This is a genomic window from Pseudorhodobacter aquimaris, assembly GCF_001202025.1.
Lineage (GTDB): Bacteria > Pseudomonadota > Alphaproteobacteria > Rhodobacterales > Rhodobacteraceae > Pseudorhodobacter > Pseudorhodobacter aquimaris.
In genome coordinates this window covers 1-14,441 of record NZ_LGHS01000014.1, presented here as the reverse complement: position 1 = coordinate 14,441, position 14,441 = coordinate 1, and the positions used below count along the sequence as shown (strand labels likewise).

General features: G+C 59.9%; 13 protein-coding genes and 1 pseudogene. 12 read left to right on the top strand and 2 right to left on the bottom strand.

The window, feature by feature from the left end:
- The first annotated feature begins 89 nt into the window (after positions 1-89).
- The 10 genes and pseudogenes from AKU94_RS02135 to AKU94_RS02090 all read left to right on the top strand — a co-directional run bounded on the left by AKU94_RS02135 (position 90) and on the right by AKU94_RS02090 (position 10,706).
- Positions 90-1,070, top strand: a complete 981-nt coding sequence (locus AKU94_RS02135) for an HlyD family secretion protein (protein WP_050525798.1) — start codon at positions 90-92, stop codon at positions 1,068-1,070.
- Entirely contained in the window at positions 1,067-3,775 is a 2,709-nt protein-coding gene (gene rbbA, locus AKU94_RS02130; RefSeq protein ID WP_050525716.1) for a ribosome-associated ATPase/putative transporter RbbA, read from the top strand. Before AKU94_RS02135 ends, rbbA begins: the two co-directional genes overlap by 4 nt.
- A 1-nt stretch (position 3,776) precedes the next feature.
- On the top strand, positions 3,777-4,898 hold the full coding sequence (locus AKU94_RS02125) for an ABC transporter permease (RefSeq protein WP_050525715.1): 1,122 nt from the start codon (positions 3,777-3,779) through the stop codon (positions 4,896-4,898).
- 108 nt (positions 4,899-5,006) lie between these two features.
- The gene (locus AKU94_RS02120; RefSeq protein ID WP_050525714.1) at positions 5,007-5,810 is read left to right on the top strand and encodes an aldolase/citrate lyase family protein; all 804 of its coding nucleotides are present in this window, start codon (positions 5,007-5,009) and stop codon (positions 5,808-5,810) included.
- 189 nt (positions 5,811-5,999) lie between these two features.
- Positions 6,000-6,746 (top strand): annotated as a pseudogene (gene cobA, locus AKU94_RS02115) (uroporphyrinogen-III C-methyltransferase); the annotation flags it as partial.
- On the top strand, positions 6,743-7,054 hold the full coding sequence (locus tag AKU94_RS02110; protein WP_050525712.1) for a DUF2849 domain-containing protein: 312 nt from the start codon (positions 6,743-6,745) through the stop codon (positions 7,052-7,054). The pseudogene cobA and the gene AKU94_RS02110, both read left to right, overlap by 4 nt.
- Positions 7,041-8,708 (top strand): nitrite/sulfite reductase, encoded by a 1,668-nt coding sequence (locus tag AKU94_RS02105; RefSeq protein WP_050525711.1) that lies wholly within the window; start codon positions 7,041-7,043, stop codon positions 8,706-8,708. Before AKU94_RS02110 ends, AKU94_RS02105 begins: the two co-directional genes overlap by 14 nt.
- Positions 8,695-9,420 carry a phosphoadenylyl-sulfate reductase gene (locus tag AKU94_RS02100; protein ID WP_050525710.1) on the top strand — a complete coding sequence of 242 codons (726 nt, stop codon included), beginning with the start codon at positions 8,695-8,697 and terminating at the stop codon, positions 9,418-9,420. Before AKU94_RS02105 ends, AKU94_RS02100 begins: the two co-directional genes overlap by 14 nt.
- Complete coding sequence (locus AKU94_RS02095) at positions 9,417-9,830, top strand: DUF934 domain-containing protein (protein ID WP_050525709.1); 414 nt, start codon at positions 9,417-9,419, stop codon at positions 9,828-9,830. Before AKU94_RS02100 ends, AKU94_RS02095 begins: the two co-directional genes overlap by 4 nt.
- Positions 9,831-9,914: 84 nt before the next feature.
- A complete protein-coding gene (locus tag AKU94_RS02090) occupies positions 9,915-10,706 on the top strand; it encodes a glycosyltransferase family 25 protein (protein ID WP_050525708.1) in 792 nt (263 codons plus the stop codon).
- A gap of 4 nt (positions 10,707-10,710) precedes the next feature.
- Here the strand turns inward: AKU94_RS02090 and AKU94_RS02085 are convergent, their stop codons facing one another.
- On the bottom strand, positions 10,711-11,484 hold the full coding sequence (locus AKU94_RS02085; protein WP_157056363.1) for a glycosyltransferase family protein: 774 nt from the start codon (positions 11,482-11,484) through the stop codon (positions 10,711-10,713).
- Between the two features lie 131 nt (positions 11,485-11,615).
- Between AKU94_RS02085 and AKU94_RS02080 the strand changes: the two genes are divergently transcribed.
- On the top strand, positions 11,616-12,719 hold the full coding sequence (locus AKU94_RS02080; RefSeq protein WP_050525706.1) for a rhamnan synthesis F family protein: 1,104 nt from the start codon (positions 11,616-11,618) through the stop codon (positions 12,717-12,719).
- 365 nt (positions 12,720-13,084) lie between these two features.
- On the opposite strand, the gene AKU94_RS02075 is transcribed toward AKU94_RS02080, so the two are convergent.
- Positions 13,085-13,471, bottom strand: a complete 387-nt coding sequence (locus tag AKU94_RS02075) for a hypothetical protein (protein WP_050525705.1) — start codon at positions 13,469-13,471, stop codon at positions 13,085-13,087.
- 380 nt (positions 13,472-13,851) lie between these two features.
- Between AKU94_RS02075 and AKU94_RS02070 the strand changes: the two genes are divergently transcribed.
- On the top strand, positions 13,852-14,441 hold a 590-nt coding region (locus tag AKU94_RS02070; protein ID WP_408633651.1), incomplete at its 3' end, for an IS110 family RNA-guided transposase.

Genomic DNA, 14,441 nt, shown 5'->3' with positions numbered 1-14,441 from the left:
TGATCAACATCTGTCGCGCTAATTGCGTTAGAAAGCGCGAAGAAGGCCGTTGGCAGGTCTGATATGAGTAGATGGATGAAAGTTTGGGCATGAAGAAAACACTGTTCGGTGCGGCGGCCTTGGTTGTCGCGATAGGTCTGGGTGGCTTGATCTGGTGGCAATCCTCGCAGGGGTCGGGCCTGCCCGAAGGTATCAGCATGTCCAATGGCCGGATCGAGGCAGAGCGGATCGATGTCGCCTCCAAGCTGGCCGGTCGCGTCGCCGAACTTGCGGTGGCCGAGGGCGATTGGGTCGAGGCCGGTCAGGTGCTGGCGCGTGTTGATACCACAGAGCTGCAAGCCCAGCTTCACCAAGCGCAGGCCACCGTTTTGCAGGCACAGCAGCAAAAGCTGCAGGCCGAGGCACAGTTGCGCCAGTATCAATCCGCGCTGACCACCGCCGAGGCCGAATTCCAACGGGTAGAAAAGCTGGCGACCAACGCCATCGCCTCTCAGGCGCAACTGGATACGCAGCGCACAGCACTGGCCTCGGCGCAGGCCGCAGTTGCCTCGGCCGAGGCGGGCATCCCCTTGGCCGAGGCGACGATTGCCGCAGCCCAAGCCGCGGTCGACCGCATCCAGAGCCTGATTGACGATTCCAGCCTCAAGGCACCCCGCGCAGGGCGGGTGCAATATGTGCTGGCCCATGCCGGAGAGGTCGTGGCCGCCGGCAGCAGCATCGTCACGCTGACCGACCTGTCGGATATGTATATGACGATTTTCTTGCCCGCGCGCGATGCGGGACGTCTGGCCGTGGGGGCCGAGGCGCGGATCATTCTGGACGCGATCCCCGACTATGTGATCCCCGCCAAGGTGACTTTTGTGGCCAGTTCGGCACAGTTCACCCCGCGTTCGGTCGAAACCCAAGATGAGCGGGACCAGCTGATGTTCCGCGTCAAGCTGACCGTCGCGCCGGAATTGCTGGCCAATTATCAGGATCGCGCGCGCGCAGGCGTGCCGGGGGTGGGCTATGTCCGTGTGGTCGGGGATGCTGACTGGCCCGCCGATCTTGCCGTGAGATTGCCGGAATGAGCGAGGCCTCGGTCGCATCACTGACGGGGGTGACGCATCACTACGGGCCGGTTGCGGCGCTGGCGGATGTGACGCTGGAAATTCCGGCGGGCTGTATGGCGGGGCTGATCGGGCCGGACGGGGTGGGCAAATCCACGTTGTTGGCGCTGGTGTCGGGCGTGCGCAGGCTGCAAACCGGCGATGTTCGGGTGTTGGACGGCGATATCCGCGACCGTGGCCATTTGCGCGACTGTAACCGCCGCATCGCCTATATGCCGCAGGGGCTTGGGCGCAACCTCTATCCCACGTTGACCGTCCGCGAAAATCTGGATTTCTTTGGCAGGCTCTTTGCCCAATCGGCGCCGGAACGGGCCGCGCGGATTGACGCGCTGTTGCGCGCAACGGGGCTGGACCCGTTTCCCGACCGGCCTGCGGGCAAGCTCTCGGGGGGGATGAAGCAAAAGCTCTCGCTCTGTTCGGCGCTGATCCATGACCCCGACCTGCTTATTCTGGATGAGCCGACAACCGGCGTTGACCCGCTGTCACGTCAGCAGTTCTGGGATCTGATCGACCATATCCGCCAAGAGCGCCCAAAGATGAGCGTGATCGTCGCCACCGCCTATATGGAAGAGGCGGAGCGTTTTGACTGGCTGGCGGCCATGTCGGACGGCAAGGTGATTGCCACCGGAACCCCCGCCCGTATCCGCGAACAGGCAGGGCAAGACAGTCTCGAACAGGCCTTTATCGCGCTACTGCCCGAAGAGGCGCGGCGCGGGCATCATGCGGTCGTCGTGCCACCGCGTCCGCCCGCCGATGGTCCCCCCGCCATTCAGGCCAAGGGGCTGACGCGCCGGTTCGGGGATTTCACGGCCGTAGACAGCGTGAGTTTTGAGATCGAGCGCGGTGAGATTTTCGGCTTCCTCGGCTCTAACGGCTGTGGCAAGACTACGACGATGAAGATGCTAACCGGGCTTTTGCCCGCGAGCGAAGGCGAGGCGCTGCTCTTTGGTGAAACGCTGGATGCGCGCGACATGCGCACCCGCAGGCGGGTTGGCTACATGTCGCAATCCTTCTCGCTTTATTCCGAGCTGACGGTGCGTCAGAACCTTGATCTGCATGCCGAGCTATACCAGATTCCGGTGGAGAGGCGGGCCGACCGTGTGGCCGAGATGCTGACGACATTCGATCTGGCCGATGTGGCCGGGGAACGCCCCGATGCCCTGCCGCTGGGGCTGCGCCAAAGGTTGCAGCTTGCCGTGGCGGTGATCCATGCCCCCGAGGTGTTGATTCTGGATGAGCCGACCTCGGGCGTTGATCCGGTGGCGCGCGATGCGTTCTGGCAACATTTGATTGGGCTGTCGCGCAATGACGGGGTGACGATTTTTGTCTCCACCCATTTCATGAATGAGGCACAGCGCTGTGACCGGATATCCCTGATGCATGCGGGCCGGGTGCTGACCGTCGGCACCCCGGCCGAGATTGCGGGCAATGATGATCTGAGCACGGCTTTCGTGGCCTATCTGCGGACGGCAGCGGGAGAAAATGCGCCCAAGCCCGCCTCGCAACTGGCCACCGATTATCCGTTGGACGCCCCGCGCAACAGGGCCTTGGCGCGCATCTGGGCCTTTGCCCGGCGTGAGGTGATGGAGATTTTGCGCGACCGTTTGCGCCTGACATTTGCCTTTCTGGGGCCGGTTATCCTGATGCTGACCTTTGGCTATGGCATTTCTTTTGATGTGACGGATCTGCCCTATGCGGTGCTGGATCAGGACCAGACCGCCGAAAGCCGCACCCTGCTGGAGGCGTTTTCCGGCTCGCGTTATTTCGCGCGCCAGCCCCCCGCCGTCAGCAGTGCCGAACTGGAGGCCCGTTTGCGCAGCGGCGAGATTGCGCTGGCCATCGAGATCCCGCCGGATTTCGGACGGATGCTCTTGCAATCGGAGCGGCCCGAGGTGCGTGTGGCGGTTGATGCGGCCATGCCCTTTCGCGCCGAGACCACGCGCGGCTATCTGCAAGGGTTGGCGGTTTCCTATATGGAGGACCAGATAGAGCGCACTTATGGCGCGCAGATCGACACCAGTCTGGCCGGAATAGAGACACGTTTTCGCTATAACCAAGGGTTCAAATCGGTCTTTGCCATTGTGCCTTCGGTGATCATGCTGATGCTGGTTCTGATCCCCTCGATGATGGCCGCGATGGGGGTTGTGCGCGAAAAAGAGACCGGATCGATTGCCAATTTCCGCTCTACCCCGGTGACGCGGCTGGAGTTTATCTTGGGCAAACAATTGCCCTATGCCGTTATCGCCTGCATCAGCTTTTTGACCCTGCTGGTGGTGGCTTATGGCGTGTTCGGTGTGCCGATCAAAGGCTCTGTCACCGCGCTTTTGGTCGGAACAGTGTTTTACGCGCTGGCGACGACGGGGTTTGGGGTGTTGGTTTCCACCTTTACCAAGACGCAGGTGGCGGCCACCTTTGCGGCGGCGATCATTTCCATCATCCCGTCGGTGAATTTTTCGGGGCTGTTGGTGCCGGTGTCGTCGCTTTCGGGGGGCGGGCGGATGATCGGTCTGGGGTTCCCCTCGGCGTGGTATCAACAGATCAGTGTCGGCACGTTTACCAAGGATCTGGGGTTTGCGGAGCTGTGGCAAAACCATCTGGCGCTGGCGGGGTTCGCGCTGTTTTTCATCGCGGCGTCGGTTCTGGCGTTGCGCAAACAGGAGCCTTGAGATGCGGCAATGGCTTGTCAATATCTACCGGCTGGGGTTGAAAGAACTGCGCAGCCTGCGGGCCGATCCGGTGCTTTTGTTGCTGATCGTCTATATCTTCAGCTTTGCGGTCTATGCCGTGGCGACGGGCGCCAAGCTGGAGGTGGTCAACGCCTCGGTTGCCTATGTCGATCTGGACCGCTCCGATCTGACGGGGCGGATCGTGGGGGCCATCCTGCCGCCTGAATTCGACACGCCGCAGGAAATCGCGGCCTCGGATGTGGACCGGGTGATGAATGACGGCGACTTTGTTTTCGTGCTGTCCTTTCCGCCAAGGTTCGAGGCGGATGTGCTGGCGGGCCGTCAACCTGAAATGCAGTTGAATGTGGATGCTACCGCGATGGTACAGGCGGGCAACGGCTCGGTGTTCTTGCAAGAGATCATCACCGCCGAGATCACCAAATTCGTGGCGCGCAACGATGATGAGACCACCCTGCCGATTGATCTGGTTGTGACGGCGCAATTCAATCCGAACCTGCAATCGACATGGTTTTCCTCGGTGATGCAGGTGATCAATAACGTCACGATCCTGTCGGTTTTGCTGACGGGGGCGGCGCTGATCCGCGAACGCGAACACGGCACGATCGAGCATCTTCTGGTCATGCCGGTCACCCCCTCCGAGATCATGCTGGCCAAGATCTGGGCCAATGGTCTGGCGATCATCGTGGCGGCGGTCCTGTCGCTCTGGCTGGTGGTGCAGGGGATCTTGGGGGTGCCGATTGCGGGCTCTATCAGCCTGTTTGTGGCGGGGACGGTGCTTTATCTGGTGTCGGTGACGGGGCTGGGGATCTTGTTGGCGACCTTCACCACCTCGATGCCGCAGTTCGGTCTTTTGGCGCTGCCGGTGCTGGTGGTGATGAACCTGTTGTCGGGCAGCACCACCCCGATGGAGAGCATCCCGACGTGGCTGCAAAATATCATGCAGATCGCGCCCTCGACGCATTTCGTGTCCTTTTCGCAGGCGATTTTGTATCGCGGCGCGGGGCTGGGGACGGTTTGGCCCGATATGCTGGTGATGGTCGGGCTGAGCGTGGCGTTCTTTGTCGTGGCCCTGCTGCGGTTTCGTCAGACGATGGCCTCATAGGGTTAAGGTGCGTTTTCGGATTGCGGCGCGCCGGATTTTCCTGTCCGGTGGCCTTCTCTGCCCTTGCGGGTTTCCCAAGGGCCGCCATTCCAAGTTTGAGGTCCGCCAATGCCCGCCCCTGTAAATACGCTGAAACAACGCTTGCTCGCTGGTGAGGTGCTGCATGGCATCTGGCTGGGTATGGCCGATCCCTATGCGGCCGAAATTGCGGGGGGTGCCGGTTTTGACTGGCTGCTGATTGACGGGGAACATGCGCCCAACGATCTGCGCTCTATCTCGGCACAGTTTGCGGTGTTGCGGGGCGGGCCGTCCACCCCGATTGTGCGGGTGCCTATTGGCGATCCGGTTCTGATCAAACAGGTTCTGGATATTGGCGCGCAGACCCTGCTGGTTCCCATGGTCGACAGCGCCGAACAGGCCGCAACCCTTGTCCGCGCGACGCGCTATCCGCCAGAGGGGTTTCGCGGGGTCGGCTCGGCGCTGGCGCGGGCGTCGGAGTTTAACGCGATTGCCGATTATGTCGCCACCGCCAACGCGCAGATCTGTCTGATCGTGCAGGTCGAAAGCCTCAAGGGGCTGGCCGCGCTGGATGACATTCTGGCGGTTGAGGGGGTGGATGGCGTGTTCATCGGCCCCGCAGATCTGGCCGCCGATATGGGGTTGCTGGGGGCGGGTGACGATACGGCCATGCGTGAGGCGGTCTATGACGCGCTGCGCCGGATCCGGGCTGCAGGGCGGATCGCGGGCTTTTTGGCGACAGAGCCGGATTTCATTGAAGGCTGCAAGGCGGCTGGCGGCAATTTTGCCGGTGTCGGCATAGATGTCATCAGCTTTGCCAATGGCTTGCGGGGGCTGGCCGCGCGCTTTGACGGCGCAAAAGGAATCATCCCCAAGGGGGGAAATCGTCCATAGGCAGGCAAGGTTTCTGCGAACATCCTGAACTGTGGAAATCTGTCGTGTTCACAGCCTGCCTGTTGGAATTATTTCTTTAATTATTGCGGGTGCTGGCATTTATGCGGGAAATTATTCCATAATGGCGCCTGATAGAAACAACAGGCGCCTGATATGTCAAAGCTCCCATCAGATCAAAACGCGGCTGCTGCCCTGCGCCATGTTGCCTTTGTCGGCGCGGGCCCCGGTGACCCGGACCTGTTGACGCGCAAGGCTTATGGCGCGCTGTTGGCGGCGGATGTGGTGATCTATGACCGGCTGGTCTCAGGGCCGATCCTTGATCTGTGCCGCGCAGAGGCCGCTATGATTTCGGTCGGCAAAGAGGGCTTCGGCCCCTCGAAACCCCAAGCCGATATCAACGCGCTTTTGGTCGAACACGGGCAAAGCGGTTTGCGGGTGGTGCGGCTCAAGGGTGGCGATCCGACTGTTTTCGGCCGTCTGGACGAAGAGATCGAGGCCCTGGATGCGGCAGGCATCGGCTGGGAGGTTGTGCCCGGCATCACCGCCGCCTCGGCCAGTGTGGCCGCGATCGGCCAAAGCCTGACCAAACGCGGGCGCAATCAGGCTGTGCGCTTTATGACGGCCCACGACATGCAGGGCTTTGCCGAACATGACTGGCACGCCCTCGCGCGTGAAGGGGAGGTGGCCGCGGTCTATATGGGCAAGCGCGCCGCGCGTTTTGTGCAGGGGCGGATGTTGATGCATGGCGCCGCGCCAGCCACGCCGGTAACGGTTATCGAAAACGCCTCACGCCCCGATCAACGTATCATTTCGTCCAGTATTGTGCGGCTGGAGGCGGATCTGGCCAAGGCCGGATTGTCCGGTCCGGCGCTGATGTTTCTGGGCCTCGCCCCACGCGCGGCACAGATGGAATTGCAAGAGGGAATAGCACTATGACCGCCCAGGTTATTACCGCCAACGCGCTTGTCGAAGGGGATGTCGTCTATCTTGGGGGCGATGAGTGTTGGGTACGGCAATTGCGCGATGCGCGGGTTTTCAGCGATCCTGAGGCGGCAAAGGCGGCACTCGGCGTGGCCCATGCGCGCGACCATGAGGTTGTGGGCGTCTATCTGGCCGATGTGCGGCTGGAGCGCGGCGTGCCACAGCCCACGCATTTCCGCGAGGCCTTTCGCCAGACAGGCCCGTCCAACAAGTTTCATGGCAAGCAAGCCGACTATGCGGAGCAACGCGATGTATCACTATAATGACTTCGACAAGGCCTTTTTGGCCCAACGCAATACACAGTTCCGGGCGCAGGTTGCCCGCCGTTTGTCCGGTGAGCTGACCGAGGATGAGTTCAAACCGCTGCGTCTGATGAATGGCGTCTATCTGCAACTGCATGCCTATATGCTGCGGGTGGCAATCCCTTATGGCACGCTTAATGGTGCCAAGATGCGCCAGCTTGCCTATCTGGCAGAACGCTGGGACAAGGGCTATGGCCATTTCACCACACGTCAGAACATTCAGTTCAACTGGCCAAAGCTGGCCGATATCCCCGATATGCTGGACGCATTGGGTGAGGTCGGTCTGCATGCGATCCAGACCTCGGGCAACACCATCCGCAACGTCACCGCCGATCATTTCGCCGGTGCCGCCGCGGATGAGCTGGCTGACCCGCGCCCCGTGGCCGAGTTGATCCGACAGTGGAGCACGGACCACCCGGAATTTCAGTTCATGCCGCGCAAGTTTAAAATCGCGATCACCGGATCACCCAATGACCGTGCGGTGACACGCGCGCATGATATCGGGCTGCGCATGGTGGAACGGGGTGGCGAGATCGGGTTTGAGGTGATCGTGGGCGGGGGTCTGGGTCGCACGCCGATGATTGGCAAGGTGATCACGCCGTTTCTGACGCAAGCGGATTTGCTACCTTATCTTGAGGCGATTGTGTCGGTCTGGAACCAGATCGGGCGGCGCGACAACAAGTTCAAGGCACGCATCAAGGTCACAGTCCATGAACACGGGATTGATGAGATCCGCCGTCTTGTCGAGGCCCGCTATGCCGAGATCCGCCCCGGCTTTACGGGTGTGGATCAGGTCATGCTGCGTGAGATCACGGCGCAATTTGCGCGGCCCACATTCCGCGATGGCAGCATCGACGCGTTTGAGGCTGCACGGGCGCAAAACCCCGCGTTCCGCTCGTGGTCCGATACCAACCTTGCGCCGCATCTGCGGCCCGACCATGCGATTGTCACCGTGTCGCTCAAGGCACATGGGGATACCCCCGGCGATGCAAGCGCGGACCAAATGCGCCTTTTGGCCGATCTGGCCGAGGAATACGGCTATGACGAGCTGCGCATCAGCCATGAGCAGAATGTGATCCTGCCGCATGTGCATAAATCCGACCTGCCCGCCATCTATGCGCGGCTGTCATCAATAGGCCTGGCCACGGCGAATATCGGCCTGATTTCCGATATCATCGCCTGCCCCGGTATGGATTATTGCGCGCTGGCAACGGCCCGCTCGATCCCGGTTGCACAACAGATCGCGCAGCACTTTGACGCGCTGAAGATTGAACATGACATCGGGCCGCTCAAGCTGAAAATCTCGGGGTGCATCAATGCCTGCGGGCATCACCATGTTGGCCATATCGGCATTCTGGGGCTGGATCGGGCGGGGGTTGAAAACTATCAGATCACCCTTGGCGGCGACCATACCGAGGATGCGGCCCTTGGCACGCGCACCGGTCCGGGCTTTGCCTATGACCAGATTGTGCCCGCGATTGAACGTCTGCTGATGGCCTACCTTGATCTGCGCGAAAGCCGTGATGAGACCTTCCTTGACGCGTACCGCCGCCTTGGCCTTGCCCCGTTCAAGGCCGCCCTTTACCAAGAGGTCCTGATCAATGCTGCAGAGTAGTAATCTGTTAGAGCGCGCGACGCGTCTGAATACCCATTTCGCTGAGGCACAGGCCATCAGCCTGCTGGAGGCGGCCTTGCACGACGGGCAATTCGGCAAAACCGCACTTGTGTCCAGCTTCGGGGCCGAGGCGGCGGTGCTGTTGCATATGGTCTCGGAGATCGACCGCAACACGCCGGTTTTGTTTATCGATACCGAAATGCTGTTTGCGGAAACCCTGCAATATCAACGCGAACTGGGCGATCTTTTGGGCCTGCGCGATCTGCGTGTGCTGCGCGCCGATGAGATGGAGCTGGCGGCGGAGGACCCCGACGGCACGCTGCATAAAACCATGCCCGATGCCTGCTGTGCGCTGCGCAAGGCCGCACCGCTGGCCAAGGGGCTGGAAGAGTTTGATGCATGGATCAGCGGGCGCAAACGCTATCAGGGCGGCAAACGCGAACAGCTTTCCCTGCTGGAGGCCGAGGAAGGCACCGGCCGTATCAAGCTGAACCCGCTGGCGAATTGGTCGCATTCCGAAACCGCGGCCTATATCGCCGCGCATCGGTTGCCGCCGCATCCGCTGGTTGCCAAAGGCTATGGCTCTATTGGCTGCGCGCCATGCACTGTGCCTGCAAAGGGGCGCGAAGGCCGTTGGCAGGGCCAGAACAAAACCGAATGCGGCATCCATTTTGGCGCCGGTAAAGTGGTCAGATCAGGAGCAGGCGGATGAGCATACTTGTCAGGGACAATGGATTTTCGGCGGAGGATTGGGAAAACGGGTTTACCGACAACCCGCAAACCAACAGCGGCGCGGGCGGGCCGGGGCTTGATCTGCCTGCCGATGCGGATCTGTCGATGCTGCAAGGGCGGCTGGATGATTTCGGTCTGATCCGGGTGGATTTCACCAGCTTTGCGGATGGCCGCGGCTTTACCCTTGCGCGGACGTTGCGGCGCATGGGGTTTACCAAACGTCTGCGCGCGCGTGGCCCGTTGATCGCCGATCAATACGCCATGGCACGGCGGTCAGGCTTTGACGAGGTCGAGATCCCCGCCGAACAGGCCGAACGTCAGCCTGAACAAAGCTGGCTTTTCCGCGCCGATTGGCAGGCCAATGATTACCAGTCGCGCCTGCGGGGCTAGGTATTTCTCTGTTCTGAAAGGTTTGCAGATTCGCGCCCCGCGTCATACATAGGCGCAAAGCAGCCCGCAGATGGAGAATACGGCATGGCACTAACCAGAGATGATATCGGTGTCTGGCTGATCAATCTTCCGCGGGCCGTAGAGCGGCGGCGCAAGATGGATGCGCAGTTGCAAAAGATGGATCTGTCCTATGCGGTCTTTGACGGTGTCGACGGCAAGGCACGCGAGGATGAGCTGCGCGCGCTGATGGACCTGCCCGCCTTTGAGCGCAACCTAGGCCGCAAGGTGCTTTGGGGGGGGATTGGCTGTTACGCCTCGCATCTGGGGGTGTGGAAGGAATTTCTGGCCTCGGGCAAACCTGCTGCGTTGATTTTGGAAGATGACGTGGTTTTTCACGATGATTTTCTGTCTGCGGTCGATCTTGCGCTGGCCAATGATCACGCCTGGGATATGCTGAAACTGAACAAGATCCGCGCCAAAGGGCCGATCACACAGGGCAAGCTGGGCGACTATCGGGTCAATGCCTATCTGGGGCCTGCGACGGGAACGGGGGCCTATTTGATCACCCGCGCCACGGTTGAAAAGCTGCTGCCCGCGATGGTGCCGATCACGCGGGCGACCGACCATGAGATCAACCGCTTTTTCCGCCACGATTTCCGCCTGTTCGGGCTAGAGCCATTCCCCAGCCATGTCGATGACGGCGGCGTTAGCTTTATCACCGGCACCGCATCTGGTGATGTGGTGAAATTCAAATGGTACAAGCGCTTGCCCCATTACTGGCTGCGCGCCAGCAATTATTTCCGTAGGGCAGGGTGGCTGTTGAAAAAGGGTTATCTGTTCCCGAAGGCCAAGCGTGACCTAAGTCGGCGGTCGTAACCGCCTAAAGGCTGCCGCCGTTTTCCACCCAATAGTCGCGCATCCAGCTGACAGGGCCACGTCCCAAATGCGGCGCGCGGCCCCAGATCCCGGATTTGACCAGATCAAATGGCCGTGGATTGCCATGAAAGGCCAGAACCTTGGCGCTTGTCGGCGGCTCGGCAGGGGGTTGGAGCAGGTCCAGACCGATCGGCCGCCGCAGATGACGCTTGAAGGAAAGCACCCAGCCATCCGGCCAATAGTCCATCGTATTCGCGTGAAAGCCGATGACCTGTTGCTCAAAATTATAATCGCGGACCCACCGGTCCCGGCCTTGGGTAAATCGGTCAAAGATCTGTTGTTGGGCACCGACATCAAAGGCAAAGATACAGGTTCCCGGCTCTGGTCGCAGGCGCTTTTCTTTGGCGTATTGCGCCATATCACCCCAAAGCGGGCCCATATCGGTCGCAACAAAGGGGTGCGGCAGATCGAACATCGCGTCCAGATCCCGCAAGACCAGCATATCCAGATCGATAAAGAGCACGCGCCCCACCATGTCAAAAAGGCCGGGCTTGAACACCGAAATCTTGGGCCAGCCGCCGCCGCGCCAATGCTGGGGTAACAGGCCAATATCAGGGATGGGGTAATGTTCAATCCCCTCGGCAAGTCCTGTCGCGTCATCGGTCATGCAGATAAAGCGGAAATCCCCCGCGGTCGCCTTGCGGCATGCCGCGTAAAGAACATTGACATAATCGGCGGAATAGAGCGTGCCCCATTTCATGCAGATAATATTTCGCACAGCCATCTCCCGCGATTTACTTTTGGCGGTTTTTAGGGCCTGCTGGCGGCGGCGTCCATGCAAATCGATTGCCCTCATCCCACGCCTCTCTATGCTTGGGCGCGCAATCTGCGGGCGGATATAGAAGTACAATGAAAAAAAGAGCGAAGCTGCTGCGTGAGTTGAGGCGGGCCAGAGAAAGCGCTGCGGGCCGTATCGCCCGGGTTTCGGAATATTTTGCGCAACGCCGTCGCGACCGGACGTTTGGCGCGGATCTTTGCGACTATGCGGGGGGACGGGCGTTTCAGCCAAAGGTGGCGCTTTTGCTGATATGGCAGCCGGATGGGTTGGCGGGGTCCATTCTGGCGACCTGTCGGCATCTGCATGCTTGTGGCTATGCGCCGCTTGTGGTGTCTAATGGTGCCCTTTGCGGGGATGATCATGCGCGCTTGTTGCCGCTGGTCTGGCGTCTGATAGAGCGGCCAAACCTTGGCCATGATTTCGGCGGCTACCGCGACGGTATCATGCTGTTGCAAAAGTACGAACGGCACCCTGAGCGGTTGGTCATCCTGAACGACAGCATCTGGTTCCCGCTGCAAGAAAACTGTGATCTGCTGGCGCGGCTGGAACATGCGCCGGGCCATGACGGGTTTTCGGGGGCGGCATGGATGGAGCGGCCCGGTCGGGCGCATCGTGCGCATTTTCAATCCTATTTTCTGATGTTTGGCCCTCGCGCGCTTGGCCATCCGGCATTTATGCAGTTCTGGCGGCGCTATCCGGTTTCATCCCGGCGCAGCTCGGTTTTGCTGCATGGCGAAAAGGGCTTGTCCCGCGCGATGATGCAGGCGGGGCTGGTGGCGCCTGCGCTATTGTCGCCCGTGCTGATGATGCAGCAGGCAGAAAACATGTCGACTGCGGGGTTGTGCAAGGTGCTTGAGTATGCGGCGCTCACCGATCCCGATATGATCGCCGCGCGCGACCGGATCCTGGGTGACGCGGCGACAGAAACCGCTCGACCCGCCCTGTTGCGGCTGGTTGAGCGTAGCGTGATGAATGGCCATTTCGTTGAAACCCATCCCTACCTTGCCGCGCAGGTGCTTGGCTTTCACTTTTTGAAAAAGCGCAAGGACGCGACAGGAATCGAAGGACGCCGACAAGTGCTGCGCGCCCTGCAAGCAGGGGATATGCCGGTGCCGCAAACCGTGATGATGGATGAGATCCAGACGCATGACCGGCAAAACGCCTCAACCTGCTGATGGTGCGAAGAGCGGGTTTTTCGCAATGTTGTTTTTCGCCCAAGCGCCTGCCACCGCGGACCCAACCTGTGATAGGCCTGCCGTGCGAACGCGCCGTTTAGGGAAAGGTGCCCAGCAAGACATCGGGCGCGGGGCAAACCTGTTCAGATGCGGGCTTAGGGCCGTCAGTTGGGTTTTGCAGATGCCCTCTGATCCGTTAGTGAGTCCTTTGCCACGGAAAACGCTACACGGATCAGCGCTGGCGATCCGATCTATAAAGCCATCGCAACGGGGGGGTGACGCATTTCAATAGCTAATGCGATATGAGGCATAATGATAATTATGTAATATATCTATTTTGTTTGGTTTTTAGTCTTTCCAGAATTTCAGGCGCGCGGCATAGTTTGCGCCAAAGGCATTGAGACCGGCCTGACCACCAACGAGAGAGGCAGTCGCGGAGAGTCACCCCAGTTGTTAAGGTGGATAGCATGGCGAAAGAAGTGATCCCAAATGTAGGAACGGGAGAACCATTCGCCTATGCTCAAAGCCAAGGTTGCGCTTGAAGCGATCCGCGAAGAGATGGCGCTGGCGGGCTTGTTACGATGGATCAGGATTTCATTTCGGGCTGCTAATTGCATTGGTTCTGGTTTGCTGGCGTACGCCTCGTCGGGGGTTAATATTCCATGCGTCGGGTGCGGGCATTCGCCGGTGTAAGAGGCCAGCCACTTGCCGATGCCAGCCTTGGCCTCTGAGTCCTTTTCGAAGCCGTGCATATAAAGGCATTCATACCTCAGAGGGCGCCATAGCCGCCCGCCCCTGCCATCTGCTGCCGTCAGGTTTTTGCGTGCAAACAGCGAGAGGCAGACCGACCTTGACCTTTGCGTCGGTTAGCACATCACTCCGGTCACCACTGGTGAACCGCTGGGAGGCCAGGCGCCAAGCCGCGAAGGAGCAATATTCCACTACATCAATAATGGGGTGGATGCGCCACCCGGCGGCATCGCAATGTGCCAGAATGATAGCAGTTTAAACTGTCATACAAAGGAAGAGCATCCATAGAGAATGTTAGCGTAGTAGGAATTGATTTAGCAAAACGGGGCTTCCAACTGCACGGAGCTTCCAACTGCACGGGGCTGCCACCGATGGTTCCGTTGTGTTCCGCAAGAAATTGTCGCGGTCTCAGCTTATTGCGTTCCTGAGTAAGCTTCCAAGGTGCGTTGTTGCTATGGAGGCTTGCGCTACGTCCCATTATTGGGGGCGTGAGATTGGCAAGCTCGGTCACGAGGCGCGTCTAATCCCACCTGTTTACGTTAAGCCGTTTGTGAAGCGTCAAAAGAACGATGCAAATGACGCAGAAGCGATCGCGGAGGCGGCATCGCGCCCGACCATGCGCTACGTCTCGGTTAAAAGCGCAGAACAACAGGCGCAGGGCATGGTCTTTCGAACACGCGATTTATGTGTCCGCCAACGCTCCCAGTTGGTAAACGCTTTGCGGGGTCATTTAGCAGAATACGGTGTCGTCGTCGCTCAAGGGATGGTTCAGTTTAGACGCATTATACCCAGCTTTGATGAAGTTGCGCCTGACCTGCCGACTGAAATCTTAGGCCTTTGCCAAGCATACATCGATCAGATCGCTCTTTTTGACGAACGGATTATGGCGCTGGACCACGAGATCAAAGGCCGCGCAAAAACAGATGAAGCACCATCACGGCTTATGACGATCCCCGGAGTTGGGCCTATGTG

What these genes read in the sequence shown, in the direction of transcription:
- AKU94_RS02135 (WP_050525798.1), top strand. Translation starts at nt 90, where the DNA reads ATGAAGAAAACACTGTTCGGTGCGGCGGCCTTGGTTGTCGCGATAGGT.
- rbbA (WP_050525716.1), top strand. Translation starts at nt 1,067, where the DNA reads ATGAGCGAGGCCTCGGTCGCATCACTGACGGGGGTGACGCATCACTAC.
- AKU94_RS02125 (WP_050525715.1), top strand. Translation starts at nt 3,777, where the DNA reads ATGCGGCAATGGCTTGTCAATATCTACCGGCTGGGGTTGAAAGAACTG.
- AKU94_RS02120 (WP_050525714.1), top strand. Translation starts at nt 5,007, where the DNA reads ATGCCCGCCCCTGTAAATACGCTGAAACAACGCTTGCTCGCTGGTGAG.
- AKU94_RS02110 (WP_050525712.1), top strand. Translation starts at nt 6,743, where the DNA reads ATGACCGCCCAGGTTATTACCGCCAACGCGCTTGTCGAAGGGGATGTC.
- AKU94_RS02105 (WP_050525711.1), top strand. Translation starts at nt 7,041, where the DNA reads ATGTATCACTATAATGACTTCGACAAGGCCTTTTTGGCCCAACGCAAT.
- AKU94_RS02100 (WP_050525710.1), top strand. Translation starts at nt 8,695, where the DNA reads ATGCTGCAGAGTAGTAATCTGTTAGAGCGCGCGACGCGTCTGAATACC.
- AKU94_RS02095 (WP_050525709.1), top strand. Translation starts at nt 9,417, where the DNA reads ATGAGCATACTTGTCAGGGACAATGGATTTTCGGCGGAGGATTGGGAA.
- AKU94_RS02090 (WP_050525708.1), top strand. Translation starts at nt 9,915, where the DNA reads ATGGCACTAACCAGAGATGATATCGGTGTCTGGCTGATCAATCTTCCG.
- AKU94_RS02080 (WP_050525706.1), top strand. Translation starts at nt 11,616, where the DNA reads ATGAAAAAAAGAGCGAAGCTGCTGCGTGAGTTGAGGCGGGCCAGAGAA.
- AKU94_RS02075 (WP_050525705.1), bottom strand. Translation starts at nt 13,471, where the DNA reads ATGCACGGCTTCGAAAAGGACTCAGAGGCCAAGGCTGGCATCGGCAAG.